The organism is Citreicoccus inhibens, assembly GCF_019039035.1.
Classification (GTDB): domain Bacteria; phylum Myxococcota; class Myxococcia; order Myxococcales; family Myxococcaceae; genus Citreicoccus; species Citreicoccus inhibens.
Genome location: NZ_JAHNZT010000026.1, coordinates 43,465 through 68,480 on the forward strand (window position 1 = coordinate 43,465; position 25,016 = coordinate 68,480).

At 70.9% G+C, this 25,016-nt stretch carries 26 protein-coding genes; 7 read left to right on the forward strand and 19 right to left on the reverse strand.

What is annotated here, in order from left to right; genetic code table 11:
• Window positions 1-6 precede the first annotated feature (6 nt).
• Complete coding sequence (locus KRR26_RS25330) at window positions 7-744, forward strand: SDR family oxidoreductase (protein ID WP_120209177.1); 738 nt, start codon at window positions 7-9, stop codon at window positions 742-744.
• Between the two features lie 7 nt (window positions 745-751).
• Here the strand turns inward: KRR26_RS25330 and KRR26_RS25335 are convergent, their stop codons facing one another.
• From KRR26_RS25335 to modA, 14 genes are all read right to left on the reverse strand, one after another.
• Window positions 752-1,813: an MBL fold metallo-hydrolase gene (locus tag KRR26_RS25335; protein ID WP_120209176.1), complete on the reverse strand. Its 1,062-nt coding sequence runs from the start codon at window positions 1,811-1,813 to the stop codon at window positions 752-754.
• On the reverse strand, window positions 1,786-2,379 hold the full coding sequence (locus tag KRR26_RS25340) for a hypothetical protein (protein WP_120209175.1): 594 nt from the start codon (window positions 2,377-2,379) through the stop codon (window positions 1,786-1,788). The genes KRR26_RS25335 and KRR26_RS25340 overlap by 28 nt, the downstream gene beginning before the upstream one ends.
• Before the next feature lie 94 nt (window positions 2,380-2,473).
• Window positions 2,474-2,923: an SMI1/KNR4 family protein gene (locus KRR26_RS25345; RefSeq protein ID WP_217081084.1), complete on the reverse strand. Its 450-nt coding sequence runs from the start codon at window positions 2,921-2,923 to the stop codon at window positions 2,474-2,476.
• An 819-nt stretch (window positions 2,924-3,742) separates the two neighbouring features.
• Entirely contained in the window at window positions 3,743-4,840 is a 1,098-nt protein-coding gene (locus KRR26_RS25350) for an NAD(P)/FAD-dependent oxidoreductase (protein ID WP_217081085.1), read from the reverse strand.
• Window positions 4,837-6,591: a fatty acyl-AMP ligase gene (locus tag KRR26_RS25355; protein ID WP_120209173.1), complete on the reverse strand. Its 1,755-nt coding sequence runs from the start codon at window positions 6,589-6,591 to the stop codon at window positions 4,837-4,839. Before KRR26_RS25355 ends, KRR26_RS25350 begins: the two co-directional genes overlap by 4 nt.
• Complete coding sequence (locus tag KRR26_RS25360; protein ID WP_233577358.1) at window positions 6,588-6,857, reverse strand: phosphopantetheine-binding protein; 270 nt, start codon at window positions 6,855-6,857, stop codon at window positions 6,588-6,590. The genes KRR26_RS25355 and KRR26_RS25360 overlap by 4 nt, the downstream gene beginning before the upstream one ends.
• Window positions 6,850-7,425, reverse strand: coding sequence for an isoprenylcysteine carboxyl methyltransferase family protein (locus KRR26_RS25365; protein ID WP_120209171.1), 576 nt, complete (start codon window positions 7,423-7,425; stop codon window positions 6,850-6,852). Before KRR26_RS25365 ends, KRR26_RS25360 begins: the two co-directional genes overlap by 8 nt.
• Complete coding sequence (locus KRR26_RS25370; RefSeq protein WP_120209170.1) at window positions 7,419-8,498, reverse strand: type III polyketide synthase; 1,080 nt, start codon at window positions 8,496-8,498, stop codon at window positions 7,419-7,421. The genes KRR26_RS25365 and KRR26_RS25370 overlap by 7 nt, the downstream gene beginning before the upstream one ends.
• A gap of 183 nt (window positions 8,499-8,681) precedes the next feature.
• Window positions 8,682-10,157: an ELWxxDGT repeat protein gene (locus KRR26_RS25375; protein WP_120209169.1), complete on the reverse strand. Its 1,476-nt coding sequence runs from the start codon at window positions 10,155-10,157 to the stop codon at window positions 8,682-8,684.
• A 147-nt stretch (window positions 10,158-10,304) separates the two neighbouring features.
• Window positions 10,305-11,546: a glucose-1-phosphate adenylyltransferase gene (gene glgC / locus KRR26_RS25380; protein WP_321202792.1), complete on the reverse strand. Its 1,242-nt coding sequence runs from the start codon at window positions 11,544-11,546 to the stop codon at window positions 10,305-10,307.
• Window positions 11,547-11,642: 96 nt separating this feature from the next.
• Window positions 11,643-12,263 carry a hypothetical protein gene (locus KRR26_RS25385; RefSeq protein WP_217081086.1) on the reverse strand — a complete coding sequence of 207 codons (621 nt, stop codon included), beginning with the start codon at window positions 12,261-12,263 and terminating at the stop codon, window positions 11,643-11,645.
• 59 nt (window positions 12,264-12,322) lie between these two features.
• On the reverse strand, window positions 12,323-13,390 hold the full coding sequence (gene modC, locus KRR26_RS25390) for a molybdenum ABC transporter ATP-binding protein (protein ID WP_120209166.1): 1,068 nt from the start codon (window positions 13,388-13,390) through the stop codon (window positions 12,323-12,325).
• A complete protein-coding gene (gene modB / locus KRR26_RS25395; protein ID WP_120209165.1) occupies window positions 13,387-14,064 on the reverse strand; it encodes a molybdate ABC transporter permease subunit in 678 nt (225 codons plus the stop codon). The genes modC and modB overlap by 4 nt, the downstream gene beginning before the upstream one ends.
• On the reverse strand, window positions 14,061-14,825 hold the full coding sequence (modA, locus tag KRR26_RS25400; protein ID WP_120209164.1) for a molybdate ABC transporter substrate-binding protein: 765 nt from the start codon (window positions 14,823-14,825) through the stop codon (window positions 14,061-14,063). The genes modB and modA overlap by 4 nt, the downstream gene beginning before the upstream one ends.
• A 128-nt stretch (window positions 14,826-14,953) precedes the next feature.
• Between modA and KRR26_RS25405 the strand changes: the two genes are divergently transcribed.
• Window positions 14,954-15,457, forward strand: coding sequence for a MarR family winged helix-turn-helix transcriptional regulator (locus KRR26_RS25405; RefSeq protein ID WP_120209224.1), 504 nt, complete (start codon window positions 14,954-14,956; stop codon window positions 15,455-15,457).
• Here KRR26_RS25405 and KRR26_RS25410 read toward each other — a convergent pair.
• The gene (locus KRR26_RS25410) at window positions 15,454-16,095 is read right to left on the reverse strand and encodes a YdcF family protein (RefSeq protein ID WP_120209223.1); all 642 of its coding nucleotides are present in this window, start codon (window positions 16,093-16,095) and stop codon (window positions 15,454-15,456) included. The genes KRR26_RS25405 and KRR26_RS25410 overlap by 4 nt on opposite strands.
• Window positions 16,096-16,145: 50 nt before the next feature.
• Window positions 16,146-17,519 carry a hypothetical protein gene (locus tag KRR26_RS25415; protein ID WP_147423040.1) on the reverse strand — a complete coding sequence of 458 codons (1,374 nt, stop codon included), beginning with the start codon at window positions 17,517-17,519 and terminating at the stop codon, window positions 16,146-16,148.
• Between the two features lie 295 nt (window positions 17,520-17,814).
• On the opposite strand from KRR26_RS25415, the gene KRR26_RS25420 reads away from it, so the two are divergent.
• Window positions 17,815-18,366: a hypothetical protein gene (locus tag KRR26_RS25420; RefSeq protein WP_120209162.1), complete on the forward strand. Its 552-nt coding sequence runs from the start codon at window positions 17,815-17,817 to the stop codon at window positions 18,364-18,366.
• A gap of 79 nt (window positions 18,367-18,445) precedes the next feature.
• Here KRR26_RS25420 and KRR26_RS25425 read toward each other — a convergent pair whose 3' ends face one another.
• Window positions 18,446-19,057 carry an MXAN_6652 family MXYO-CTERM-anchored protein gene (locus KRR26_RS25425; protein WP_120209161.1) on the reverse strand — a complete coding sequence of 204 codons (612 nt, stop codon included), beginning with the start codon at window positions 19,055-19,057 and terminating at the stop codon, window positions 18,446-18,448.
• Between the two features lie 424 nt (window positions 19,058-19,481).
• Here KRR26_RS25425 and proS point away from each other — a divergent pair, with 424 nt between their 5' ends.
• Window positions 19,482-20,915 carry a proline--tRNA ligase gene (gene proS, locus KRR26_RS25430; RefSeq protein ID WP_120209160.1) on the forward strand — a complete coding sequence of 478 codons (1,434 nt, stop codon included), beginning with the start codon at window positions 19,482-19,484 and terminating at the stop codon, window positions 20,913-20,915.
• A 45-nt stretch (window positions 20,916-20,960) separates the two neighbouring features.
• On the opposite strand, the gene KRR26_RS25435 is transcribed toward proS, so the two are convergent.
• Window positions 20,961-21,824: a caspase family protein gene (locus KRR26_RS25435; protein WP_217081087.1), complete on the reverse strand. Its 864-nt coding sequence runs from the start codon at window positions 21,822-21,824 to the stop codon at window positions 20,961-20,963.
• Window positions 21,825-21,910: 86 nt separating this feature from the next.
• Window positions 21,911-23,143, reverse strand: a complete 1,233-nt coding sequence (locus KRR26_RS25440) for an adenylate/guanylate cyclase domain-containing protein (protein ID WP_120209159.1) — start codon at window positions 23,141-23,143, stop codon at window positions 21,911-21,913.
• 88 nt (window positions 23,144-23,231) lie between these two features.
• Here KRR26_RS25440 and KRR26_RS25445 point away from each other — a divergent pair, with 88 nt between their 5' ends.
• From KRR26_RS25445 to KRR26_RS25455, 3 genes are all read left to right on the forward strand, one after another.
• The gene (locus KRR26_RS25445; RefSeq protein ID WP_120209158.1) at window positions 23,232-23,756 is read left to right on the forward strand and encodes a metal-dependent hydrolase; all 525 of its coding nucleotides are present in this window, start codon (window positions 23,232-23,234) and stop codon (window positions 23,754-23,756) included.
• A gap of 3 nt (window positions 23,757-23,759) precedes the next feature.
• Window positions 23,760-24,308, forward strand: a complete 549-nt coding sequence (gene thpR / locus KRR26_RS25450; RefSeq protein WP_217081088.1) for an RNA 2',3'-cyclic phosphodiesterase — start codon at window positions 23,760-23,762, stop codon at window positions 24,306-24,308.
• Window positions 24,309-24,374: 66 nt separating this feature from the next.
• A complete protein-coding gene (locus KRR26_RS25455; RefSeq protein ID WP_217081089.1) occupies window positions 24,375-24,992 on the forward strand; it encodes a YiiX/YebB-like N1pC/P60 family cysteine hydrolase in 618 nt (205 codons plus the stop codon).
• Window positions 24,993-25,016 lie beyond the last annotated feature (24 nt).

Sequence of the window (25,016 nt, forward strand, 5' to 3'; positions counted from 1 at the left end):
ACACCTATGAAGAAAGTCCTCATCCTCGGCGCCACGAGCGCCATCGCCCAGGCCACCGTGCGGCTGCTCGCCGCGCGCGGAGCCTCGCTGTACCTGGTGGGCCGCAACGCCCAGAACCTGGAGGCCGTGGCGAAGGATGCGGCCACGCGTGGCGCGGCGAAGGTCGAGTCACGGGCGATGGACCTCGACGACTGCGGCGCGCATGAGGCGCTGGTCGAGCAGGCCGCGCAGGCGCTGGGTGGGCTCGACGGCGCGGTGATTGCTCACGGCGTGCTCGGAGACCAGGACGCGAGTCAGCGCGCGTGGGCGACGGCCGAGGCCGTCATGCGCACGAACTTCCTGAGCGCCGCGTCGCTGCTGACCTCGCTGGCCAACCGCTTCGAGGCGCAGAAGACCGGCACGCTGGTGGTCATCTCGTCGGTGGCGGGAGACCGCGGCCGGCAGAGCAACTACGTGTACGGCGCGTCGAAGGGCGCGCTGACCGTGTTCCTCCAGGGCCTGCGCAACCGACTGGCGAAGTCCAACGTGGCCGTGGTGACGGTGAAGCCGGGCTTCGTGGACACGCCGATGACGGCGCACGTCCCGAAGAACAAGCTGTTCGCCTCACCGGAGCAGGTGGCGCGCGGGCTGCTGCGCGCGGCGGATGGGCGCAAGAACGAGGTCTACGTCCCCGGCTTCTGGGCGCTCATCATGCTCATCATCCGCTCCATCCCCGAGCCCATCTTCAAGCGGCTGAAGCTGTAGTCCGCCGTCAGCGCGACGCGGTCTCCAGCGGGGGCACGTCGCGCCCCTCCCCGAAGCCGAGCGTCCAGAACTCGGGGCGCTCCGGGTCGCGGGCCGCGAGTCGCCAGAGCAAATGCCGGGCCTCGTCCTGCCCGTCGAGCGCGAGCGCGAACGTGCCGTAGTGCATCGCGACGGACACCTGGGCGTGCAGCGCATGGTGGGCCCGCAGCGCGTCCTCGGGGCCCATGTGCACCGAGTGCAGCATGCGCGGCCGGAACGCCCCGATGGGGAGCACCGCCAGGCGCATGGGGCCGAAGCGCGCGGAGATGTCCTCGAAGTGGGGACCGAATCCGGTGTCGCCCGCGAAGAGCACGGGGCCTCCCGACGTGCTCAACACGTAGCCGGCCCACAGCGTGCCACGTCCATCCGTGAGCCCACGGTTCGAGCGGTGCCGCGCGGGCACGCACGTCACCGTGAAGCCGGAGCCCACCGCGCTCGTCTGCCACCAGTCGAGTTCCTCCACGTGCGCGAAGCCCTCGGCCTCCAGCAGCGCCTTGTTGCCCAGGCCCACGATGAAGCGGGGATGGTGCGCGGCCTCCAGCCTCCGCAGCGTGGGCAGGTCCAGGTGGTCATAGTGGTTGTGGCTCACCACGACCACGTCGATGGGCGGCAGGTCCTCGAAGCGGATGCCCGGAGGGCGACGGCGCTTGGGGCCGAGCCACGACACGGGGCTCGGTCGCTCCGAGTAGATGGGGTCCGTCAGCACGTTGAGTCCGTCCGCCTGGAGCAGCACGGTCGCGTGGTTGATGAACGTCACGCGCAGCGCTCCCGGGCCCACGCGCGTCGGGGGCTTGAGGCCCGGAGAGAACTCCGTGTAGGGCTGCCACGGGCCGCGCCTCTCCTTCAGCGCCGCCAGCGCCAGGGCCACGGGATTGGGGCTCGGGGCATCACCGAGGTTGTGGAAGCGCGAGCCATCAAAATGGTCCGTCACGGGTCCATGGTGCACGGTCCCAGCGAAGCATCCCGACAGCAGCGCGAGGCCCAGCGGGAGCGTCCAGCGCATCACTTGATGATGATGGTCCAGGTGCATTCGAAGGGCGCTCCATCCATGGTGGGCAACTCGTAGCGAGAGCCCTCGACGCTCGCGAGCGCTTGGGCCAGCAGGTCCGGAGGCAGCGTCGCCTCTTCCACCACGCATTGCCGAGGCGTGCCGCCGCGCACGAGCCGACAGGCGACGCGGACGTGGTGCTTGCGACCCTCGCGCCAGCGCCGGAACGCGTCTTGGAAGACGGGGTCCTCGGGAGGACCGCCGCGGATGCGCTGGGGCTCGCGGACATGCTGCGCGAGGAAGGCGCAGGCGTCCTTCACCTGTCCATCACACGCCTTGGACATGAGCGACAGCGCGCGCAGTCGAGCGTCCTCGGAGGGGCTGGCCACCCAGAGCGTGAGCGCGCGGTCGAAGCAAGCGCGAGCCTGGGCGACGGTGCAGTCCTCGGTCTGCACCGGCTCGATGCCCGAGGCGAACGCGCCGAGCGGGGCCGGCCGCATCGCATCCACCGTGACCCGGGCCGGATTGCTCCGCCGGGCCGCGCAGCCCAGCCCCAGGCACAGACACACCACGAACAGCCACGAACGCGAAGACAGGCCCCAGTGCATGGCACGCATCGTAGCCGGTCGTCGCATCACGAACGCACCCCGTCGCGCTCAGCACCCCGCGAGTGGACAGCCGACAACTGGTGCGCGTCGCCAGCTACCGCAGCCAATATGAATACCCGTCGCTCGCGAGCGCCCGCGCCAGGAACTCCTCGAACGAGGACGCGATGCGCTCCATCTCCGGGAACGTCTCGTGAAAGGCGTCAAAGAGAGGATAGGAACTGCCCTCTCGTCGAGCCACATCCACGACGACGAAGTTCGAGTCCTGCATGTCGACGATGCTGAACCAGGACGCAGCGCCTGCTGAGTCATCATCACTGCCGACGATCGCGATGCGTGCGCGGCGAATCTCATCCAGGGAGAGGAAGCGATAGTTCGCATCCGGCCCTGACTCGAAGAGGCGAGCCCCATCGCAATGCAGGTAGAACGCGCGGAGCTCCGGATCGAGTTCCCAGCCCACACGCGCCTCGAAGCGGGCAAGCTGCGCCGACGTCGCGGGCGGCCGAGGAAAGTGATGCCGCGAGACTTCGGCGAGCAGTGTGTCCATCGGCAAGGTGCGCTCCTCAGTCCACGTAAGGATGCTCAGGCCCCGGCTTGAGCCAACTTCCACCCGGTGCGTAGCAAGCAGGGTACGCGCTGTTGAAGACCGTGTGCACGTCTGGCGGCACAGGCAACACATTGTCAGGAGCCAGAGGGGGACCTCCATGCGCGAGGTCGAACACATGATGCCCCGGCCAGTTCGTGCCACCCGAGGTGGGCCAGGAGCCAAACTCCGAGCTCCAAGTCTGCCGAAAGGCTTTCCTGCCCTCTTCCCAGATGTCTCGCCGCCACTTGAGGTCGGCTGCCTTGGGATAGGCACAGCAGCAGTGAGTGATTGCCAATCGTCCACCACCAGCGGCCGGTAGCGCCAGGAAGCGGCCTTGCCAATCGCCCTTGATGTCCGCCAGCCAGATACAGCCCATGAGGGCATGGCCCTGCGCCGCACACCGACTCTCGCAGCGCGCCATGAAGGAAGCGCTGCATTGCCAAGGCCCGTAATAGATGGTCGTCCGGACCTGACCTCCATCGGGAGTGGGCATGGGCTCACCCACCCACTTCCTCGCCGCGGCGGTTCCTACCGTGGCCGAACCGCACCCCATGAGCACCGTGAAGACCATGGCGGACATGCGCCGTTCCAGTGCGTCCATTACAACCATTCAATTCAAGAGCAAGCTGCAGTTCAACCCAGTCCAGGACGCGGACGAGCGCGCGGAAAGAGCGCCATCCGCATTGAACCCGCGGGCCGACTCGACATCGACAGGCATCGAGCCTTCCGTGGGGTCAGCTGGCGCATCTCGGCAGCGCGGTTGAGAGGTCCTGCGCTCGCTCAGCCCACCACGGTGGCGAGGATGCGCTCGAACAACCAGGGGGCTCGGCCCAGGGCCCGCACCACCGGGCGTCGGAGCCACGGTCTCCTCGAGAGGAGCAACAGCGCGCGCGTCGTCCAGGCGTACTTGCGGAACACCTGCTGGAAGGAGCGCGCGTACGGTTGGAGCGCGCCACGCGTCGCCCCGTGCACCAGCGCGTCCGGCAACACGTTGCCCAGCGACTCCGCGCACGCGAACGCGAGGGACAACCCTTCTCCCGTCAGCGCGTCCACGTAGCCCGCCGCGTCGCCCACCAGCGCGAACCGGTCCGCCACCGGCGTGCGCGCCACCCGCGCCAGCGGCCCCGCCCCTCGCACCTTCGAGTCCGGCGCCACGCCCGCCAGCCGCTCACTCAAGGTCGGGAAGCGCGCGAGCAACGCGTCGAAGCCCACCTTCCCATCCACCGCACCGTCTTCCCACAGGAACGCCAGCCCCACGCGCTCCGTGCCCGCCGGCGTCACGTACGCCTCCACCCCCGAGGCGAAGTGCACCTCCACGTAGGCCGTCCACGGTCGGATGCGGAAGTGCCGCCGCAACCCGAACCGCCGCGAGCCCTCCGCATTCAGCTCCAGCCCCTCGGCCTTGCGCAGCGGCGAGCCCAACCCATCCGCCGCCACCAACACCCGCGCGTCCACCGGCCCCGAGGCTGTCTCCAACGACACCCCCGGCACCGTGCGCCGATACCCCAGCACCTGCGCGCGCTCGCGCAGCTCCACGCCCACCTCGCGCGCCCGCGTCACCAGCGCGGACGCCAGCGCCACGCGCCGCACCCCCAGCCCTCCCGGCGCGGGCAACAACCCCTCCGCCGAGCTGCCGTCCTCCTGCACGTAGCGGATGCCCATGAACGGCGCGCTCTCGCGCAGGTCCAGGTGCGTCAGCGCGCCCAGCCGCTCCAGCGCCCCCAACCCCGAGGGCATCAATCCCTCACCACAGGCCTTGTCCGCGGGCACCGTCCCCCGCTCCAACACCACCGTGTTCAGCCCACGCCGCGCGGCGGTGATGGCCACGGCGAGCCCCGCGGGCCCACCGCCCACCACGGCCACGTCGTAGGGCTTCACGGATCCTGCTCCGCCCGCACCATCGCCAGCGCGCTCTTCGCCATCTCCACCATCATCCCCACCGTCCCCATCCGCTTGGGCGCGGACAGCTCACCCGCGAGGAAGCGCCGCAAGGACTCGGCGCGCCGCAGCTTCCCGCTCGACGTGCGCGGCAACGTGCCGGGCTCCAGCATCCGCACCGTGTGCGGCCGCACCCCCGTGGCCGCCACCACGGCCGCGCGGATCTGCTCCTCCACCGCCGCGCTCGGCTCCGTCCCCGCGCGCTCGGCCAGGATGAGCAGCGCCTCGTCCTCGCTGCCTTCGGGCGTGAAGCCCAGCGCCACCGCGCAGCCCGTGCGCACGCCGTCCACCGCGCCCAGCGGATCCTCGAAGGCCTGGGGCGCGTGGTTCGCGCCTCGGATGATGACCACGTCCTTGGCCCGGCCCGTCAGGTACAGCTCGCCATCCAGCACGAAGCCCAGGTCGCCCGTGTCCAGCCAGCCATCCGCGGTGAGCGTGCGCGCCGTCGCCGCGACATCCTCGAAGTAGCCCGACATCAGCGACGGGCCCCGCGCGAAGACGCGGCCCACGCGCCCGTCCGGCAGCGCACCACCGTCCCGCTCGCGGATCTCCACCTCGAAGCCCGCGACCGGACTCCCCACGCTGACGAGCCCCCGTGCGCCCGGCTCCACTCGGCCCTCACGCGCCAGCGTGCTCGGGTCCACGTGCAGCACGCGCGGGCCGCGCCCCTCGGGAGGGAACGTGACGGCGAGCGACGCCTCGGACAGCCCATACACCGGCCGCATGGCGCGGGCCGAGAAGCCCCAGCGCTCGAAGCGCTCGGCGAAGCGACGCAGCGTGTCCGCGGACACGGGCTCCGCGCCGTTGAGCGCGTGGTGCCACTTGGACAGGTCCACGCCCTCCATCTCCGCGTCCTTCACCCGCTTGAGGCACAGGCCATAGGCGAAGTTGGGCGCCGGGGAGATATAGGCCCGGTGACGCGACAGCGCGCGCAGCCACAACGCGGGGCGCGCGAGGAACGCCTCGGGCGGCAAGAGCACCATGCTGCCCGGGAAGTACATCGTCGACAGCACCGAGCCGATGAGCCCCATGTCGTGGTACAGCGGCAGCCAGCTCACGCCCACCCGCGGCGTTCCCTCCGGCACCGGCATGGCGTGGTCCAACGCCGTCACCTGCGTCATCAGCGCGTGATGCGTCAGCGCCACCGGCTTGGGGTCCACCGTCGAGCCCGACGAGAACTGGATGAACCCCAGGGCGTCGGGCCGCACGGACACCTCGTGCATGTCCTCGCTCCGCATCAGCTCGTCCACCGTGAGGCAGCCACAGCGTGGCCGCGCCTTCTCCACGCTCGGCCCCAGCAGCAGCCGCACCTTCGAGTCCGTCAGCACCGCGCTCGCCCCCGTCACCTGGAGCATGCGCGCGGTGGCGCGGTGGTACTCCTCCAGCCGGCCCAGCCGCACCGGAGGATAGAGCGGCACGGGCACCGCGCCCGCGAGCAGCGCGCCGAAGAAGCCATCCATGAAGGCCGGCGACGTGGGCAGCAAGAGCGCCACGCGGTCTCCTTCCCGCACGCCCAGCCGAGCCAGTCCCGCGGCCGCTCGGCGCGCGCGCCGGTACACCTCGGCCCAGGGCACCACGGTCTCGCGCTCGGCCGAGTCCGCGAAGATGAGCCCATAGGGCGTCTTGGCCACATCGGCCAAGAGCGCGCTCACCGTGGGGCAGCGCGGCGGGGGCAGCGCGGGCCCCTTCACGGCCGCGCCTCCGCGCTCTGGGCGGCGCGCGCCTCCACCAACCGAATCAAGTCCCCCACCGTCTTCAGGTCCACCGCGTCTTCCTCCGACAACTTCACGCGGAAGCGGTTCTCCAGCCCCACCGCCAACACCGTCAGGCCCAGGCTGTCCAACTGGAGGTCGAGCAACAGGTCATGCTGCGGTTCGATCGCGCCCTTCCACTCCAACTCCTCGATGGCGATACGGCGTATCTCGGCCAGCACCTGCTGCGACACGGGCTCAACCACGACGAACCTCCGGAATGAAGCGAGGGCGCTGGGAGAATTCCCGCGCATACACGGCGCCCAGAGCCTGCTCCTCCGCGCGGATGCGCACGAAGAGCAGCAACAGATTGCCCATGGAGAACACCAGGGCCGTGACCCAGGCCCCGTGAATCATCGGCAGGCACCAGAACTCCATCACCACCGCGACGTAGTTGGGATGGCGCAGATAGCGGTACGGCCCGCCCGTCACCGGAGGAAGGTCCGGCACCACGATGATGCGGGAGTTCCACCGGTCGCCCAGCGTCGAGATGGCCCAGTAGCGCAGCGCCTGCCCCGCCACCGCGCCCGCGAGCGCCACGCCGCTCACCCACCCCAGGGTGGGCCGCGCCCAGAGCACCGCCTCGGCCGCGCACGCCACCAGGAAGCTGGTGTGGAAGGCCACCATGACCGGGTAGTGCCCCTGGCCCGCCTCCACGCCACCGCGCGCGAACGCCCGCGCCGCGTTGCGCTTCGAGAGCACCAGCTCCACGACGCGCTCGGCCACCACCAGCAACAAGAACCCCAGGTAAAGCCAGGTCGTGGTCGTCACCATCGCAGCAACACCATCTCCGCGCAGAAGCCCGGACCCATCGCCATCACCACGCCCCAGTCGCCGGGCCGCGCTCCCGCCGTGCGCAGCGTCTCATCCAGCACGAAGAGCACCGACGCGCTGGACAGGTTGCCCACCTCGCGCAGCGACGCCCAGGAGCGCCCCAGCGCGCCGGTGGGCAGCTCCAGGGCCGACTCGAACGCCTCCAGCACCTTGGGCCCTCCGGTGTGCGCCACCCAGTGCCGCACGTCCTCGCGCTTCAGGCCGTGCTGCGCGAGGAAGCCATCCACGTTGCCCCGGATGTGGTCCTTCACGAGCTGCGGCACCTTGGCGGACAGCACCACCTTGAAGCCCGAGTCCACCACGTCCCAGCCCATGATGCGCTCGGTGTCCGGATAGAAGACCGAGCGCGAGGCCACCACGCGCGGCCCCGCCTGCCCCGCGCGCGCGCCCCGCAGCACCACGCACGCGGAGCCGTCCCCGAACAGCCCGGACGCGATGATGTTGGGAATGGACAGGTCCTCGCGCTGCAACGTCAGCGAGCACAGCTCCGTGGCGATGACGAGCGCGGTGTGCTCCGGGAACGCGCGAAGGTAGTCCGCCGCGCGCGCCAGCCCCGCCGCGCCGGCCACGCAGCCCAGGCCGAAGATGGGCGTGCGCTTCACGTCGTCGCGCAGCCCCAACCGGTTGACCAGCCGCGCATCGATGCTCGGCGTGGCGATGCCCGTCACCGTGACGAAGAAGACGTGGTCCACGTCGGTGGGGCGCAGTCCCGCGGGCGCCAACGCGCGGCGCACCACGTCCTCGCTCAGCGCGGTGGCCACGCGGATCCACGCGTCGTTGCGCTGCTGGAACGTGACGAGCGCCGGGTACTCCTCCAGCGGAAGCGCCAGGTGACGTCCGCCCACCTGCACGGCGCGATGCAGCTCCTCCAAGCGCTCCAGGTTGAAGTGGCGCGTGGCCCACAGCTCGCGGAGCATCGCGATGAGCTGCTCCTGCGAGGCGTAGTGTGGTGGAAGCGCTCGTCCCATCGCGTGGACGAAGGGCGCGGTGTCCTGCTCGGATGCGCTGTGCATGAGATTTTCTCGATCCCCTACGGCAATGGAGCGCCGACGCTTACCCGCCGGCCACGATGGCGCGCTTGTCGTTCAGTGCCGATTGCTCGGCCTCTGACGCCCGATGCGCTTCAGTGTCGCACGGAAGACGCGTCGTCTCGCGCGGAAGTGTCGTGCGCTCGGACGCGGGGCCCGGGTCCCTGTCTACCGGGCGGGACCGATGGTGCACGGCCCCGGCGAGCGAAAGGACAGCGCCCACAACTCGCGCCCCGACACGCCGTCATCCGCGGAGAAGTACAGCGCCCAGCCCGAGCGCACGAAGCTACTGGGCGATGACGACGCGGGCCCGGGCGCCACGTCATCCAACGCGGTGGCCAACCCCGAGCGGGCCTCGTACATCCACGCCTCGCGCCCCCGCCCCGTCGTGTCCGCGCTGAAGAACAACCGCCCCGCATGACCCGACAGGCTGTCCGGCGCCGAGCCCAAGGGCCCGGGCTGGATGTCCTGCGCGAGCACCGTGCCGCTGGGCGTGCCATCGCTCCGCCACAGCTCACGCCCATGCACGCCGTCGTCCGCGCTGAAGTAGAGCTTCCCATCCAACGTGGCCAGCCCTCGCGGCGAGGCGTCCTCCTTGCCCGGCAGGATGTCCTTGACGAGCGCCGTGCCGCGCGAGGTGCCATCGCTCCGCCACAGCTCGTCCCCGGCGTAGCCCGCCTCATAGGGGCCCACGCCCGAGGCGAAGTAGAGCTTCCCCGCGAAGGCAGTCAGGTCATGCGGCTTGTCGGGGAACAGCCGCAGGCCCCGCGTCCCCGCGGGCGAGCCGTTCGTGACGAAGAGGCTCCACTCCGACTCGTCGTTGTTGTGCAGGAAGTAGAGCAGGTCCCCCACCGGCGTCATCGCCTCGATGGAGTTGTCCCCGACGACCTCCAGCACCACGACGGGCTCGCTCGGCGTCCCGTCCAGCCGCGCCAGCCGCAGGGTGTCCCCGTTGTGGCCCGAGTAGCCATACCGCACATAGAGAAAGCCGCTCGTCGCCGCGAGCTGAAGCCCATAGCACTCGCTGCCGTCGGGGATGAGCCCCATCACCCGGACGGTCCCATCGCTGGAGCCATCCGTGCGCCACAGCTCGCGGCCATGCCCGGAGGAGTCGGCGGTGAAGTACAGCCGCCCCTGGAACACGGTCAGCGAATCCGGCTCCGAGCCCAACGCCCCCGGGCGCAGGTCCACCACCCACTGGGTGCCCGCCGAGGAGCCATCGGTCTTCCACAGCTCGCGGCCGTGAACGCCGTCATCCGCGGCGAAGAAGACCGTGTCCCCCAGGCGCGTGAAGGACGTGGGGTCCGAGCCGGACTGCCCGCCGCGGATGTCGCGCAAGAGGCGCGTGTCCCGGCCCGTGCTGGACCAGGGCTCGCGCCCGTGCCGGCCGTCGTCCGAGGAGAACACGAGCCCCGCGGCGCCGTGCAGCAGCCCCCGTGGATCCGAGCTGGCGCGACCGGGGCGGATGTCCTTCGTCCGCTTCGCGACGATGCCGCAGGACGGCGGCGCCGCGGTCGCCCCCTCCTCGCTCGAGGATTGCGCGGGCCCGGCAAGCGGGCTGTCGTCGTCGTTCGCGCCCCCACAGGCTCCGAGCCACAGCATCGACACCAGGAGGCACGCCGCCCTTCGGCTCCTTGCACCCATGCCCTTCGCTCCTCCCGCGCGGGCCGGCACGCCGGGACCGCACCTGGACAGGGCAAGGTGCTCAGCGCTCCGGACTCCTCCAAGCCGCGCGCGGGTCGGACACGAGCGTCCAGCCGCAACCGTCCCCCGCGGCGGAGGAGGCGAGCGTCAATCGAAGCGATAGTTCTTGGGCACCACGACGATGCCGTTGTCCGTGACGGTGAAGCCGCGCGCCCGGTCCTGCGCCACGTCAAAGCCCACCTTCGTGTCGGGCGGCACACGCACGCCCTTGTCGATGATGGCGTTCTTCACCTGCGCGTGCCGGCCGATGTCCACCTCGTCGAAGATGACCGAGCGCTCCACGCTCGCGTAGCTGTTCACCCGGGCGCGGCGGAACAGGATGCTGTTGCGCACCACGCCGCCAGAGATGATGCAGCCGCCGGCCACCATGGAGTTGAGCGCGCGGCCCACCCGGTCTCCGGACTCGTGCACGAACTTGGCGGGCGGGCTGTACTCGCTCGCGCTGCGCAGCGGCCAGTCCGCGTTGAAGATGTCGAACTCGGGGTTGACCGACACCAGGTCCATGGAGGCCTCGTGGTAGGCCTCCAGCGTCCCCACGTCGCGCCAGTAGGTGTTGGGCCGGCTCTGGCCGGGGATGGGGTTGCGGTGAAAGTCGTAGGTCTGGATGTGATAGCCGTCGCGCAGCGCGCGCGGCAGCACGTCCTTGCCGAAGTCGTGCGCCGAGCCCTCCGAGCGCGCGTCCAACTCCAACAGCTCCGCCAGCACCTTCGCGCGGAAGATGTAGTTGCCCATGCTGGCCAGCGCCATGTCCGGGCGGCCGGGCATGGGGCGCGGGTCCTTGGGCTTCTCGTGGAACTCGGTGACGCGGCCTCGCTCGTCCACCTGCATGACGCCGAAGCGGTGCGCGTCCACCAGCGGCGTGGGGTACGCCGCGATGGTGATGTCCGCGCGCTGGGCCTCATGCAGCTCCAGCATGTGGGCCACATTCATCTTGTAGATGTGGTCCCCGGAGAAGATGGCCACGTGCTCCGGCCGGTGATTCTCCAAGAGGTGCATGTTCTGGTAGATGGCGTCGGCCGTGCCTCGGTACCAGACGGGCCCCAGCTCCTCGAAGCGGTACATCTGCGCCGGCACCAGCGTGATGAAGTAGTCCGACAGCAGCACGGAGCCGAAGCGCCATCCGCGCTGGATGTGCTCCGTGAGCGACTGCGCACGGAACTGCGTCAGCACGTAGATGGAGAAGATGCCCGAGTTGATGAAGTTGTTGAGGGCGAAGTCGATGATGCGGAACTTCGACCCGAAGGGAACCGCCGGCTTCGAGCGCTTCTGCGTCAGAGGCGCCAGTCGTGTTCCCTGCCCACCCGCCAGAACCATCCCAAGGATGCGCATCCCCATTCCGATGTCTCCCTCACCTGGGACCAGTATAGGGCCCTCGCCCCAGGGCGCTCGTTTCCCGCCGCGAACGCGCGCCCCTGGCCGTGTGCGTCAGGCGCCCGGCCGCCACGGCTCGCCGGTGATGGCGAGGATGAAAGGCAGCTTCAGGAGCAGGCCCACCTGCGCGTTCGGTTGGAAGTCGCGCGTGGTCGCGTTGTAGGTGGAGATGTAGCTGACGTAGGCCGCCACGTAGCCCACCGTCAGCATGCCCCGGACCTGGAAGCCGCCCCCCACCCGTCCGTCGCGCAGCTCGCCGGTGAGCCCCAGGTCAACGCCTACCGGCCCCCACCCAATCTCCGGCCCGATGCTCATCCGCGTGGCCTCGTGCGGGAACGTGTGGGTCAGGTCCACGTAGCCGCCCACCCAGAAGAGGTTGCGCGACTCGAGCTGCACCACGCTCGCCTCCAGCCCCACCACCGGGTACAGGTCGCCGCGCAGGAAGCCGTCCTCCCCATCGCGGGTGGGCAACCCCTCGTAGGCCAGGTTCACCCCCAGGGACAGGTAGCGGCCGTCATAGGGCTGCGTCGCGAGCAGCAGCCCGGGGCCATCGCCGCGCCCGCGTCCAGACGCCTGGGCCTCCCGAGGCGCGAGGCCCAAGAGAAGTCCCACCACCAGCCATGCCCACGCGGCGCGCGGCGACCGAGTGCACACCGAAGCAAAGGGAGAACCCATCCCGCCATGATTGCGCCCGAACGCCGCCGCGCGCCAGCGCGACGCAGGGCGACGGGGACTCAGCGCAACCGGCGGCACGCGGCCGACTTCACCGCCAGGTGCACCCGCATCCCCTTCGCGAGCCCCAGCTCGTCCACGGAGACCTGGGTAAGCCGCACCACCCACCGGTGTCCCGCCACGTCCACCAAGGCCGCGCACCCGCCGGGCCCCGCGGGCTCCAGCGCCGTTACCGCGCCCGCCATCACGTTGCGCGCGGACACGCCCGACAGCGGCCCCGTGGACAGGAGGATGTCCTCGGCGGGCACCGCGTAGGCCGCGCGCGCGCCCGTCACCACCCCGGGCCCGTCCGGCACCCACAGCGCCAGCTCCGCCGTCACGCGCAGCCGAGGACCGTGGCCCTCGGGGCGCTCCAGCACCCCCTCCAGGATGTTCTCCTCCTCATTGCCCTCCGCCGCGAGCACGCCGCGCGCAGCCGAGCCCAACACCGCGTCCGCCGCGCCCGCCGCGAGCACCCGGCCGCCGTCCAGCAGCAGCGCCTCCCGCGCCAGCGCGCGCGCCTCGCCGAGCTGGTGCGTGACGTAGAGCATCGGCACCCGCGCCTCGTCGCGCACGCGCAGCAGGTACGGCAGCACGCGCTCCTTCAGCGCCACATCCAGCGCGGCCAGCGGCTCATCCAGGAGCAACAGGTCGGGCGCGCTCGCGAGCGCACGGGCCAGGGCCACGCGCTGCTTCTCACCGCCGGACAAGGTGGCCGGATAGCGGCGCAGCAACGGCTCCAACTCCAGCAGGGCCAGCGCCTCGTCCACGCGCGCCCCGCGTCCGCCGCGCGCGCCATAGCGCACGTTCTGCGCCACGGTGAGGTGAGGGAAGAGCAGCGCGTCCTGGGGCACGTAGCCCATGCGCCGCGCCTCGGGCGGCAGGTCCACGCGCGCCGCGCTGTCCAGCAGCACGCGCGCGCCCACCACCACGCGCCCCCGCGCGCCGCGACGCAGCCCGGCCAGCACCTCCAGGAGCGACGTCTTCCCCGAGCCCGAGCGCCCCATCACCGCCACCGACGCCGAGGTGAAGCGCGCCTCGACCTCCAACGGGAAGCGCGCCAAGGGCAGCCGGACCGACAGCTCCATCATGTGCGCACCCGAGCGCCGCGACGCCGCGACACGACCTCGGCGACATACATCGCGCCAAAGGCGAGCAGCGCCGCCACGCCCGCCAGCCCCAGCGCCTCGCCATCGCGCCCCATCTGCGTGCGCTGGAAGATGGCCAGCGACAGCGTCTGCGTGCGCCCCGGGATGTTGCCCGCCACCAGCACCGTGGCCCCGAACTCACCGAGCGCGCGAGAGAACGCGAACAGCGTGCCCGTCAGCACGCCACGCCACGCGAGCGGCAGCGTCACGCGGAAGAACGCCCGCGCGCGCGAGTCCCCCAGCGTGCGCGCGACGGCCACCAGGCGTGGGTCCACCTCCTCGAAGCCCGCGCGCGCCGAGCGCACCAGCAGCGGGAACGCCATCACCGCGCCCGCCAGCACCACCGCCTTGGGCGTGAAGACGACGTCCACCCCCAGGCCATCCAGCAGCCGCCCCAGCGGCGCATCGCGCGCGAGCACCTCCAGCAACACCAGCCCCACGGCCGTGGGCGGCAGCACCAGCGGCAAGGCCAGCACCGTCTCCACCACGCCCTTGCCCGGGCCCCGCCACCGCGCCAGCACGTACGCGGCCGCCACGCCAGGAGGGAGGATGAGCGCGGTGGCGAGCGCGGCCACCGTCAACGTGAACAGCACGAGGCCGGACAGGCCCTCCGTCACGGCGTCGGCTTTCTCGCGCCACCCAGCACGACGAAGCCCAGGCGCGCGAACACCCGACGCGCGGGCTCCGTCTGAAGGAAGCGCACGAACGCGAGCCCCGCCTCCGAGCCCTTGCCGCCCGTCAGCGCCGCCACCGGGTACACGATGGCCGGCGTGTCCGCTTCCGGGACCGCGAAGGCCACGCGCACCTTCTTGGAGAGCGCCGCGTCCGTCGCGTACACCACCCCCGCGTCCACCCGGCCCGCCTCCACCGCCGCCAGCGCGGCGCGCACATCGAGCGCGGGGATGACGCGGGGCTCCACCGCCTGCCACGCGCCCACCTTCTGCAACCACGCCTTCGCGTACACCCCGGCGGGCACGCTGGTGGGGTCCGCCAGCACCACCCGTGGCAAGCCCGCCAGCTCGGCCGCCGAGCGGGGCGCCGCCGACTTCGCGTCCGCCGGCACCACCACCACCAGCCGGTTGGAGAGCAGGTCCACGCGAGCCCCCGCCCGCACGAGCCCCGAGCGCTGCACGGCCTCCAGCTTGGCCACGTCCGCGGAGAGGAAGGCATCCGCCGGGGCGCCCGCCACAATCTGACGCGCCAGGTCGCCCGACCCGCCAAACGAGAAGGCCACCTCATGCCCCGTCGCCCGGGTGAAAGCGGGGGCCAGCTCCTGGAGCGCGTCCTGCGTGCTGGCCGCGGCGAACACGAGCGCCCGCTCCGCCCGGGCGGGCAACGCCACCAACACCATCAGCGAAACGAGCAGCAGGGCGCGCATGAAAGCCTCCTCATTCTTAGGATTCGAGCAGGTGCCCGGAGGAAATCCGGGCGCATTCTGCCCCCATGCACCGGCCCGCGGACAACAGCGGGTTGACCCGCCCGGTGCCGGCCGCTAAGGCATACTCCGTGTCACGGAATTCATACAAAGAGGAAGACGAGCCCGGCGGCGACATCCTGCGACTCCAGCAGTTGATGTTCTCCCTCGGCAGACGCCGCTCACTCCGTGACCCCATCGCCGCCACGTGCGAACAGCTCCAGTTCACCGCGCCGCAGGTGCACGCGCTGCTGTGGCTGGGGCTGGATGGCGCGCTGACCATGGGTGAGCTCGCTCGGCGGCTCGGCGTCACGGAGAAGACGGTGACGGGCGTGGTCGACCGGCTGGAGCGCGAGGGCCAGATGCAGCGCGAGCGCAGCGCCTCGGACCGCCGCATCGTGCTCTGTCGCCTGACGCCGCAGGGGCAACAGACCTATCAGCGGCTCGACCGCTTCATCCACCAGGCCATGGGCATGTTCCTGGGCATGCTGGACATGAGCGACCGCAAGGCCCTGTTCCGCATCTTGGAAAAGGTGCTGCGCCGGCTGGATGCCCAGGCGCTCGGCCCGGTGAGCAGCTCGCGCACGGTCAGCTAGTCGCGGGGGGCCTCGGGCGCGCGCGCCCAGAGCACGCGCGGATGCAACAGCAGCGCGATGGCCTCGCGCACCGTCCAGTACACGCGGTCCGTCAGGGCCACGTTGCGCTCGGTGAGCAGCGCGGGGCTCGTGGCCACCTCCAGCCCCGCCAGCCGGAAGTACTGCCGCGCGCGCAGCAGGTGATACGGATCCGACACCACCACCACGCGCCTGGCGCCCAGCGCTCGCAAGAGCTCCGCGCTGTGGCTCGCGTTCTGCTCGGTGGAGTGGCTCTCCTCCTCCAGCGTGATGACCTCGGACGGCACGCCCAGGCGCATGGCGAGCAACGCCATCACCCGCGCCTCCGACGGCGGGTTCACCCCCACGCCCCCCGAGAAGACGAAGCGCGGCGCCACGCCTTGCCGGTACAGCGCCACGGCCTTCTCCACGCGAGCCTGGAGCGGCCCCGAGGCGACCCCTCCCGGCAGCACCCGCGCGCCCAACACCACCAACGCATCCGCGGGCTCGGCGCGCTCGCGCTGGCCGAAGCGGTCCACCCACCACGCCAGCCCGAAGACGCCGCACGTCAACACGCCCACGAGGGCGAGCAGCCACCGCGAGACAGGACCCGTCTTGGGACGCAGGGAGAGGGGACGCACCCGCCGCACGCTAGCGTCGCGCACGGCGGGCGGCGAGCCTCATCCCCGCGTCACGGCGACAGCCCGACGATGAACAGGTCTCGCCAGCCGCCCAGGGGCGCTGGCAGCGTGCGCGACCCGAAGGTCACCGCGTTGAGCGTGGCGCCCATCGCGGTGACCTCGCCCGTGAGCGAGGTGGTCACGAAGAAGCGATCCATGTGGGTGTCCACGTTGGGCATCGCGTCCTGCGAGAAGCCCCGCACCCACTCGAGCCCGCCTTCCTCGCGGTCGTAGCGCGCGATGAAGATGTTGCGCTGGCTGCCCACCGCGCCCGGCATCGGGCCGGTGCCCAGGTCATCCCCGTTCTCGTAGCGCCCGATGATGACCGCGCCCTCGCCGGACGTCAGGTTGACGTCCAGCGCGGAGTAGCCCATCTGCCGCGACCAGCGCTCCTCGCCGTCGCGGTTGTAGGCCAGGAGGAAGCCGTCGCTGTGCCCCGAGCCCGGCAGGTACTGCTTGCCCGCGAAGGTGTAGTCCTGCATCGCGTAGCCCGTCACCAGCACGCGGTTGCCACGCAAGGCCATGCCCGTGGTGACGGCGTAGCGCGTGGGGAGCTGGCGCTCCCACTCCAGGGTGCCGTCCGGGGCGATGCGCTGGAGGAACGGCACGAAGTGCGTCTCCCCCGGCGCGGGCACCCGCAGGAAGCCCGAGAAGTAGACCGTCCCGTTGGCGTCCGTCGCCGCGCCAGTCCCATCGCTCGGGCGCGACTCCACCCGGCTCCAGCGCGGCTCGCCGTTCGGGGTGTAGCTCATCACCACCGCGACGCGCCCCTCGGACGCGAGCGCGGGAGGCTGCCCGACCGCGCCCTCCAGCGTGCCGGCGATGGCGACATTGCCCTGGCGGTCCGTGGAGATCCGCAGGCCCGTGAAGGCCCCCGGCGCCAGGGACTGGATGGTGTGCGACCAGCGCGACTGGCCATCCGCGTTGAGCTTCATCAGGAAGTAGCCGGCCAACTCCAGCCCCGGAGAGGCCGCGCCGCTGCCCGTGCCCCACGCCACCGCGTTGCCATCCCAGTCCACGGAGAGCGCGGTGACCTTGCCCTCGAAGCGGCGCGACCACTGCCGCTCGCCCACCCGCGAGTACTTCGTGATGAAGAAGGCACTGACCACCGGCTCGGAGATGACGCCCGAGGAGTCCTCCAGCCCGCCATACGAGACGTTGGTGGCCACCAGCAGGTTTCCGGCCTTGTCATAGGCCACGCCCGCGGCCTGCTCCTTCCCCGCGCCACGCTGGACTTGAAGCCACAGCGGCTCCCCCGCGAGCACCTCCGGCGCGACCGCGCCGCTCGGGCTGCCGTCCTCGCCCACCCGCAGCGGCGCCACCTCCGACGCCGGCTCATCTCCTGGTGCGCCCGCGCCCGCCGTCACCGCCCCGCCACACCCCATCCCCACCAAAGCCAGACAAGCACCCCAACCCCAACCCCTGCGAAACATCACCGCGCATCCCCCCATCTCGAGTCTGCCCCGCCGACACAAGGCGAGCGACTCTGGCAACGCACGATGGAGACGGTCGCTCCCCTGGACGACGCGCCCGTGCGTCGCAGCCACCGGTTCACCGTCACACACGGCGTGGACAGCGAGCGGGCGACCAACCCGCGCCGCCGCGAGATTCGACCCGCCGGCGGGTTCAGCGCAGAATGGCGCCCCCGAAGCACTCGCACCCCGGAGTGGAGGCCCCCGGATGGAAGTCAAAGGCGTCGCGTTCCTGGCCCGGCAGATGATGGCCGTGCAGTCCTTCGGCGAGGAGTCCTGGCGCGCCTTCCTCGCGGACTGCGCGAAGCGTGACCCCGTCTTCCATCAGCCCGTCATGCCCGTGACGCGCCTGCCAGTGGACGCCTTCCTGCGCCTCAACGACGCCCTCCTCCAGCGCTTCTACGGCGGCGACCCCAAGGCCTACTGGCAGTTCGGCGTGAAGTCCGCCGACTACGCGCTCAGCCAGGGCCAGCTCAAGACGATGTTCGGCCCGGGGGACTACCGCCGCTTCCTCCTCTTCACCCCCGGAATCTGGAAGGGCTACTTCACGGCAGGTGAGCTGCAGGTGCAACTGGGTGACGGCTACGCGGAGATCCAGATCACCCGCGTGCCCAAGCCCCACGTCTACTTCGAGCTGTCGGTGATGGGGTTCGCGGCCGGAGGGCTCGCGTTCCTCGGCGCGAAGTCGACGCAGCATCAAGTCATCAAGGGCTTCACCCAGGGCGACTCGGACGTCGTCTATCGCTTCAGCGTGACCTGAGCCCCTGGGCTTCAGCGGGCGGAGCGTGGCGCGTGCCACGGTCCGCCCCCTGGACCGGCTCAACCCACGGCGCGGTCCGCTACGCGGCGCGACGGCGGCGCAGCCCCGCCAGCGCCAGCACGGCGCCCATCAGCGGCATGGCGCCCGTGGCCGAGCAGCCGCCGCTGTCCTTCTCCGGCGCCGGGTCCGTTCCGCCCGTCACCTGCACGTCCAGCGTCGTGAGCGCGGAGGAGTCTCCGGTGGACGCGTCGTTGTTGTTCGTCGAGTTGCCCGCGCCGAAGAGCCGCACGGTGCCGTTGGTGGACGGCGCCACCATCGTGAACTCGAAGCGCGCTGCGCCATCCGTGAAGGCCAGCGGGGCCGTGTGCGTCACCTCGTCCCCCGCCTTCTTCACGTTTGCGCCCGCGCCGAGCGTCGCGCCCGCAACGCTGGTCGCCACGTTCATGCCCGCCTTCACCGCGGGCCCACCCCGGACGATGAGCGCGTAGTTCCCCGTCTGCCCCGCCACGAGCGACGTGGGCCCCTCCAGCGTCACCGTGGGCGCCTGTCCGCCCGTGTGGCACTCGACGCAGCTGGCGCCCTGCTTGCCACTGCGGCCGGTGATGCCCGCCTTGTTCGCGTGCGCCACGCCGGACACCAGACTCAGCCCCAACGCGCCCACCACTCCGAGTGACGGAAGAAACGACCGCATGCAGCCTCCTGAAGGATTCCCGGGAAAGAGCGAAGAACAGCGCCCGCTTCATAGCCGGCGTCCCGGGCGCGCGCATTCTCGAACCCCCGGCGGGCCGGGGCGCTCCGGCTTCACTCCGGACGAAGGCGGCTCCGGCGCGGGGCCGTGACGGGAGGTGCCTGGTCCCGCCACCGGCCCGTGCCACGCTCGCGACGAAGCCCCTCGGCCTCCCCCCTCCCCCGGGTCCGGGCGGCACCTGGGCGGGAGCGGGCGGGGAATTCGCGTCGCCCGGGATTCCTTCTCCGTAGGTGCCCGAAATCTCAAGCCCGAGCGCCCCAGGGCGGGGTTCGCGGGGGCGACAGGCCGAGCGCCGTGGGCGTTGATTTCCGGGAGGGCCCGGCGTAGCAACGCCCCCTCTCAATTCCTTTCCAGAAGGTGCCGTCACATGGCCGAGAAGCTCACGCCCCGCGAGAAGGGCTTTTCCGAGTGGTACGTCGACCTGGTCCAGAAGGCGAAGCTGGCTGACTACTCGGACGTGAAGGGCTGCATGGTCATCCGGCCCAACGGCTACGCGCTGTGGGAGAACATGCAGCGGGTCCTGGACAAGATGTTCAAGGACCTGGGCCACCGCAACGCCTACTTCCCGCTGCTCATCCCCGAGAGCTACCTGAAGAAGGAAGCGGAGCACGTCGAGGGCTTCAACCCGCAGCTCGCCGTCGTCACGCACGCGGGCGGCCAGAAGCTCGAGGAGCCCTACGTCATCCGGCCCACGTCGGAGACCATCATCAACCGCAGCTTCTCCAAGTGGATCCAGAGCTACCGGGACCTGCCCCTGCTGATCAACCAGTGGGCCAACGTGATGCGCTGGGAGATGCGCACGCGCCTGTTCCTGCGCACCACCGAGTTCCTCTGGCAGGAGGGCCACACCTGTCACGAGACCGAGGAGGACGCCGAGCGGGAGACGCTCCAGATGCTGGAGGTCTACCGGACGTTCGCCGAGGACTACATGGCCATGCCGGTGATGCCGGGCCGCAAGTCGGAGTCGGAGAAGTTCGCCGGCGCGCTGCGGACGTACAGCATCGAGGCGATGATGCAGGACAAGAAGGCGCTCCAGGCCGGCACCAGCCACAACCTGGGCCAGAACTTCGCCAAGGCCTTCGAGACGCGCTTCCAGGGCCGCGACGGCAAGATGCACTTCGTGTGGCAGACCTCGTGGGGCTCGTCCACGCGCCTCATCGGTGGCCTCATCCTCACGCACTCGGATGACGCGGGCCTCATCGTGCCGCCCAAGCTGGCCGCCACGCACGTGGTCATCATCCCCATCGCCGGCAAGGCCAGCGACGCGGAGAAGACCCAGGTGATGGAGAAGAGCCACGCGCTCGCCGCGGACCTGCGCAAGGCGGGCCTGGGCGTGCTGGTGGACGACGACGACACCAAGGGCCCCGGCTTCAAGTACAACGAGCACGAGCTGACGGGCGTGTGCCTGCGCATCGAGCTGGGCCCCAAGGACCTCGCGAAGAACTCGTGCGTGATGGTGCGCCGCGACCTGCGCCAGAAGGAGTTCGTCACGCTGGACGAGGCCGTGGCCAAGGCGCAGGCCATGCTGGACCAGATGCAGAAGGACCTGTTCACCAAGGCGAAGGCCTTCCGCGACTCGCACACCTTCGAGGTCAACTCCTACGAGGAGATGAAGGAGAAGGCGGACGCGGGCTTCCTGCTCGCCCACTGGAACGGCGACCCGAAGGTGGAGGCGCGCATCAAGGAGGAGACGGGCCTGACCACGCGCTGCCGTCCCTTCAGCGTCAAGCAGGAGCCGGGCAAGTGCGTGTTCACCGGCGAGGACTCGCCGGGCCGCATCGTGTTCTCCAAGGCGTACTGAGCCGCGCGCGGTGGGAGAGGGGCGCTTTGAGTCCCCTCTCCGCCGTCAGTGGATGTGGAACGGCGTCTGCCGCTCGAACTCGCGGTTGGACAGGCCCAGGACGGAGTAGGCGGGGGACTGGAGCGGTGGCATGCGCCGGAGGATGCGGCGCTGAAACGTGGGGTAGCCGCCGACGAACTTCCCCCCATTCCACACGCGCAGCAGGTTGGCGGTGAAGAGGCCGTTGAAGGTGCCGTCGCTGGAGAGCTGGTTGTCCTGGCATCCGGAGATGAGCAGCACGCTGGCCTTGAGGTTGGCGCGAGGGTCCTCCCGCGGCAGCCGCTTCATGATGTCGTCATACATCTGCTTGTTGTCGCGGTACGTGCGGTTCTCGATGCCCGACGGCATGTCCTTGAAGCGCCGCTGGGCGGCCTCCGTCGTCTGCACCGCGTCCGCGAGCAACTCCAGGCTCCCGCTGGTGCGCAGCGCCGTGTAGGCCACCCGGTTCACCGAGCCGCTGTGACAGCTGTCCGACAGCATGAACACGCGCACGCCCGTCTTCAGCTTCCCCAGCGCGACGTAGAGCTCATCGTCGAGGACCTCGCCGTCGTAGAGGCACCACGTCTCGTCCAGGCCATCCGGCTCGTCGCTGTTGGCGTCGGGCAGCTGGCCGCCGTGCCCCGAGTAGGTCAAGAGGAGCAGGTCCCCCGCCTCCAGCACCTTCGCGGCCTCGTCCAGCTCACCGAGCACGCGCGCCCGCGTGGCGTCTTGCGAGAGGAGCATGCGCACGCGGTCGAACCGCTGCGTCTTGGCGATGCTCGACATGTCCTGCGCGTCCGCCTCGCAGGCGGTGAGCTGCCCGTCCCAGCCGGCGTAGTGCCGAGGGTCCACCGCGTTCAGCCCGATGTTCACCGAGTAGCCTTGAGCCATGATGGGCACTCCTCCCGCCCACACGGTGGCCACGCGCGCCCAGCGTCATCACGCGGGGCCAGTGGAGCCCCTCCTGGCCCCTGTGCTCAGCTCGCCGCGCGAAGGGTGCGCTTGCGCGGCAGGAAGGTGGCCACGGGCTCGGGCTTGCCCGCCACGGGCAGCGGCTCGGCGGCCTCGAAGTCGAAGGCGGCGGCGCAGCGCTCCCGCGTGGCGCCGGAGACGAGCACGGCGGCGCCCACCTTCTTGGTCAGCCCCTCGATGCGGCTGGCCAGGTTCACCGCGTCCCCGATGACCGTGTACTCGCGGCGCTGCTCGCTGCCCACCGCGCCCACCACCACGCGGCCGGTGTGCACGCCCACGCCGATGCGCAGCGGCACCTCGCCGCGCGCCTGTCGCTCGGCGTTGAGCACGTCCAACGCCTCCAGCATGGCCAGCGCGCACGCCACCGCCGCCTCGGGGTGGCCGGGCAAATCCAGCGGCGCGCCGAAGTACGCGAGGATGCCGTCGCCGATGAACTTGTCGAGCGTGCCGCCGTGGCGGAACACCACCTCCACCATGCGCGACAGGTACTCGTTGAGCAGGGCCACCACCTCGGGGCTCTCCATCCGGTCCGCCAGCGCGGTGAAGCCTCGGATGTCGGAGAAGAGCAGCGTCACCTCGCGGTGCTCACCGGCCTCGGCCTCGGGCCCGCGCTCGGAGATGCGCCGCGCGACCTCGGGGGAGAAGAAGCGCCCCAGTCGCTCGCGTTGCAGCTCCTCGTTGGCCACGTCCGTCACCAGCCCGAGCACCTGACGGCTGATGAACGACGCCACCGCCGCGGCCAGACACAACACCAGCACCATGCCCGCGAGGAACAGGTGCGGGGGCAGCCCCGCGCGCAACGCGAGCACGACCTCCAGACAGATGGCCAGGAGCGTGGCCCCGACGACGCCCACGCGCGACAGCGTCACCATGGCCACCAGCACGACGAGCACCGCGTACACGCCCAGCGTCAACAGCGCGGTGGGGACGGTGTTGGCCGAGCCCTCCAGGGACAGGAACTGGAGGACGAAGACGGCGGGCATGTCCACCAGCGCCGTGCCCAGCGCGGGTTGACGGCCAAGCTGAGGAAAGCGCCGCGCGCCGGCCCACAGAACGACGGCCACGCCCAGGTAGGCGAGCAGGACGGGCGTGGACACACGCCAGTGGTCGAGCGTGCCCACGAAGAGCCAGGCCGCCGCGCCCGCGATGCGGATGCGATGGAGCCACTCGCCCACGTCCGCGCGCCACGCATCCAGGCGTCGCTGAAGGGTGCCCTCGACCTGCGCGCGGGTCGCCATGGAAGCGAGACGCTAGCGCAGCGGCCCGCCCTCCTCCAGGAACGCGCCAGACCCCCGCCGCGCGGTCTGGACTATCTTCCGCGCGCATATGGCAAGCATTGGTCACGTGGCGGTGGGGTTGGCCCTGGGGAGGCATGAAGCAGGGGCCGCGAGTTGGCGGAGGCGAGTGACCGTGATGGGGTTCCTCGCCTCGCTCGCCCTCCTGCCGGACGCGGACGTCATCGCCTTCGCGCTGCGCATCCCCTACGCGGCGACGTGGGGACATCGCGGGGCGTCCCACTCGTTCGCCTTCGCCGCGCTCCTGGCGCTCGCGGTGGCAATCGCCGCGCGGGGGCTCGGTGAGTCCGCCGCGCGCTGGGGTCTGGTGTCCTTCCTCGCCCTCGCCAGCCATGGCGTGCTGGATTCACTCACGGACGGCGGCCTGGGGCCCGCGCTGCTGTGGCCGTTCTCCAACGCGCGCATGTTCGCGCCCGTGCGTCCGCTGCCCGTGTCGCCCATCGGCGCGGGGATGCTGTCGCCTCGGGGCCTGTACGTTGCCACGGTGGAGTTCCTCGTCTTCCTTCCGTGCTGGGCCTACGCGCTGTGGCCTCGCACCCGTCCGTCGCGAGCGTGAACCATGCGCCTGTTCACCGCCGTCACCCTGGGCACGGACCTGGAGGCGCGCGCCACCGACGCCATGCGTGCGCTGCGAGTCCGCGCCCCGCGCGCGCGCTTCGTCCAGCCCGAGGGCCTGCACCTGACGCTGCTGTTCCTGGGTGAAGTGCCGGAGTCGAGCCTGGACGCCCTGCGCGAGGCGCTGGAGCCCGTGGGAGTGATGCACGCGCCGTTCACGCTGTCCGTGGGCGGCGGTGGCTTCTTCGGGCCGCCCGCGCACCCGCGCGTGCTCTGGGCGGACGTGCGCGGAGACGTGGCGGCCTTGAAGGCGCTTCAGGCGGACGTGGCCCAGGGGCTCGAGCCGCTCGGCTTCAAGTCGGAGCATGCGGAGTACACCGCGCACCTCACGCTGGCGCGCGCCCGCGAGTCCCGGGGGGATCCCGCGCTGGCCGACTGCGCGAGGTCCCTGGTGGGCAGCGACTGGGGCCACGCCCACGTGGACCGGTTCATCCTGTTCGAGAGCCGCACCGGCCAATACCTGCCGCGCCTGGAGGTTCCGCTCACCGCCTGAGCCGGCTGGCATCCCGTCTGCAAGTCACTCCGTCCGGCGCGACGGGACGCGCGAGAGGACGAGCACATGCGCGGGGCAGGAGTCTGGGGACTGTGGCTGGTGGCCCACGTCGCGGTCGCGGCGCCACAGCCCTCGCTGGAGTCGAAGCTGGAGACCGGAGACCTCGTCTTCCAGACCTCGCGGTCGAGTCAGTCCGAGCCCATCCAAAGGGCCACCCACAGCCCGCTGTCCCATGTCGGGTTGGTGGAGGTCACCCCCGCGGGCGTCTTCGTGGTGGAGGCGGTTCAACCCGTGAAGCGCACGCCGTTCGCGCAGTGGCGAGCCCGCGGGGTGGAAGGACACATCCTTGTGCTGCGGCCTCAGGGACTGGACGCGGCCCAACGTCAACGCGCCGTGACAGAAGCGAAGCGTCACCTGGGCAAGCCCTATGACGCGCGCTTCGGCTGGGGCGATGACGCGATGTATTGCTCGGAGCTGGTGCGCAAGGCGTACGCGCGGGGCGCGGGCGTCGAGTACGGCCAGATGGAGCGGCTGGACTCGCTCGACCTCGCGGATGTGAGAGCCGCCCTGTCGCGTCGCTATGCGGGACACGCTCCAGCGAATCTGGAGCTGGTGACACCCGCGAGTCTCTCGAAAGATGAGCGGATGACTCAGGTGTTCTCAGATTTCCCACGCCTTCCCTGAGTCATCCAACACCGGGGGGCGTGC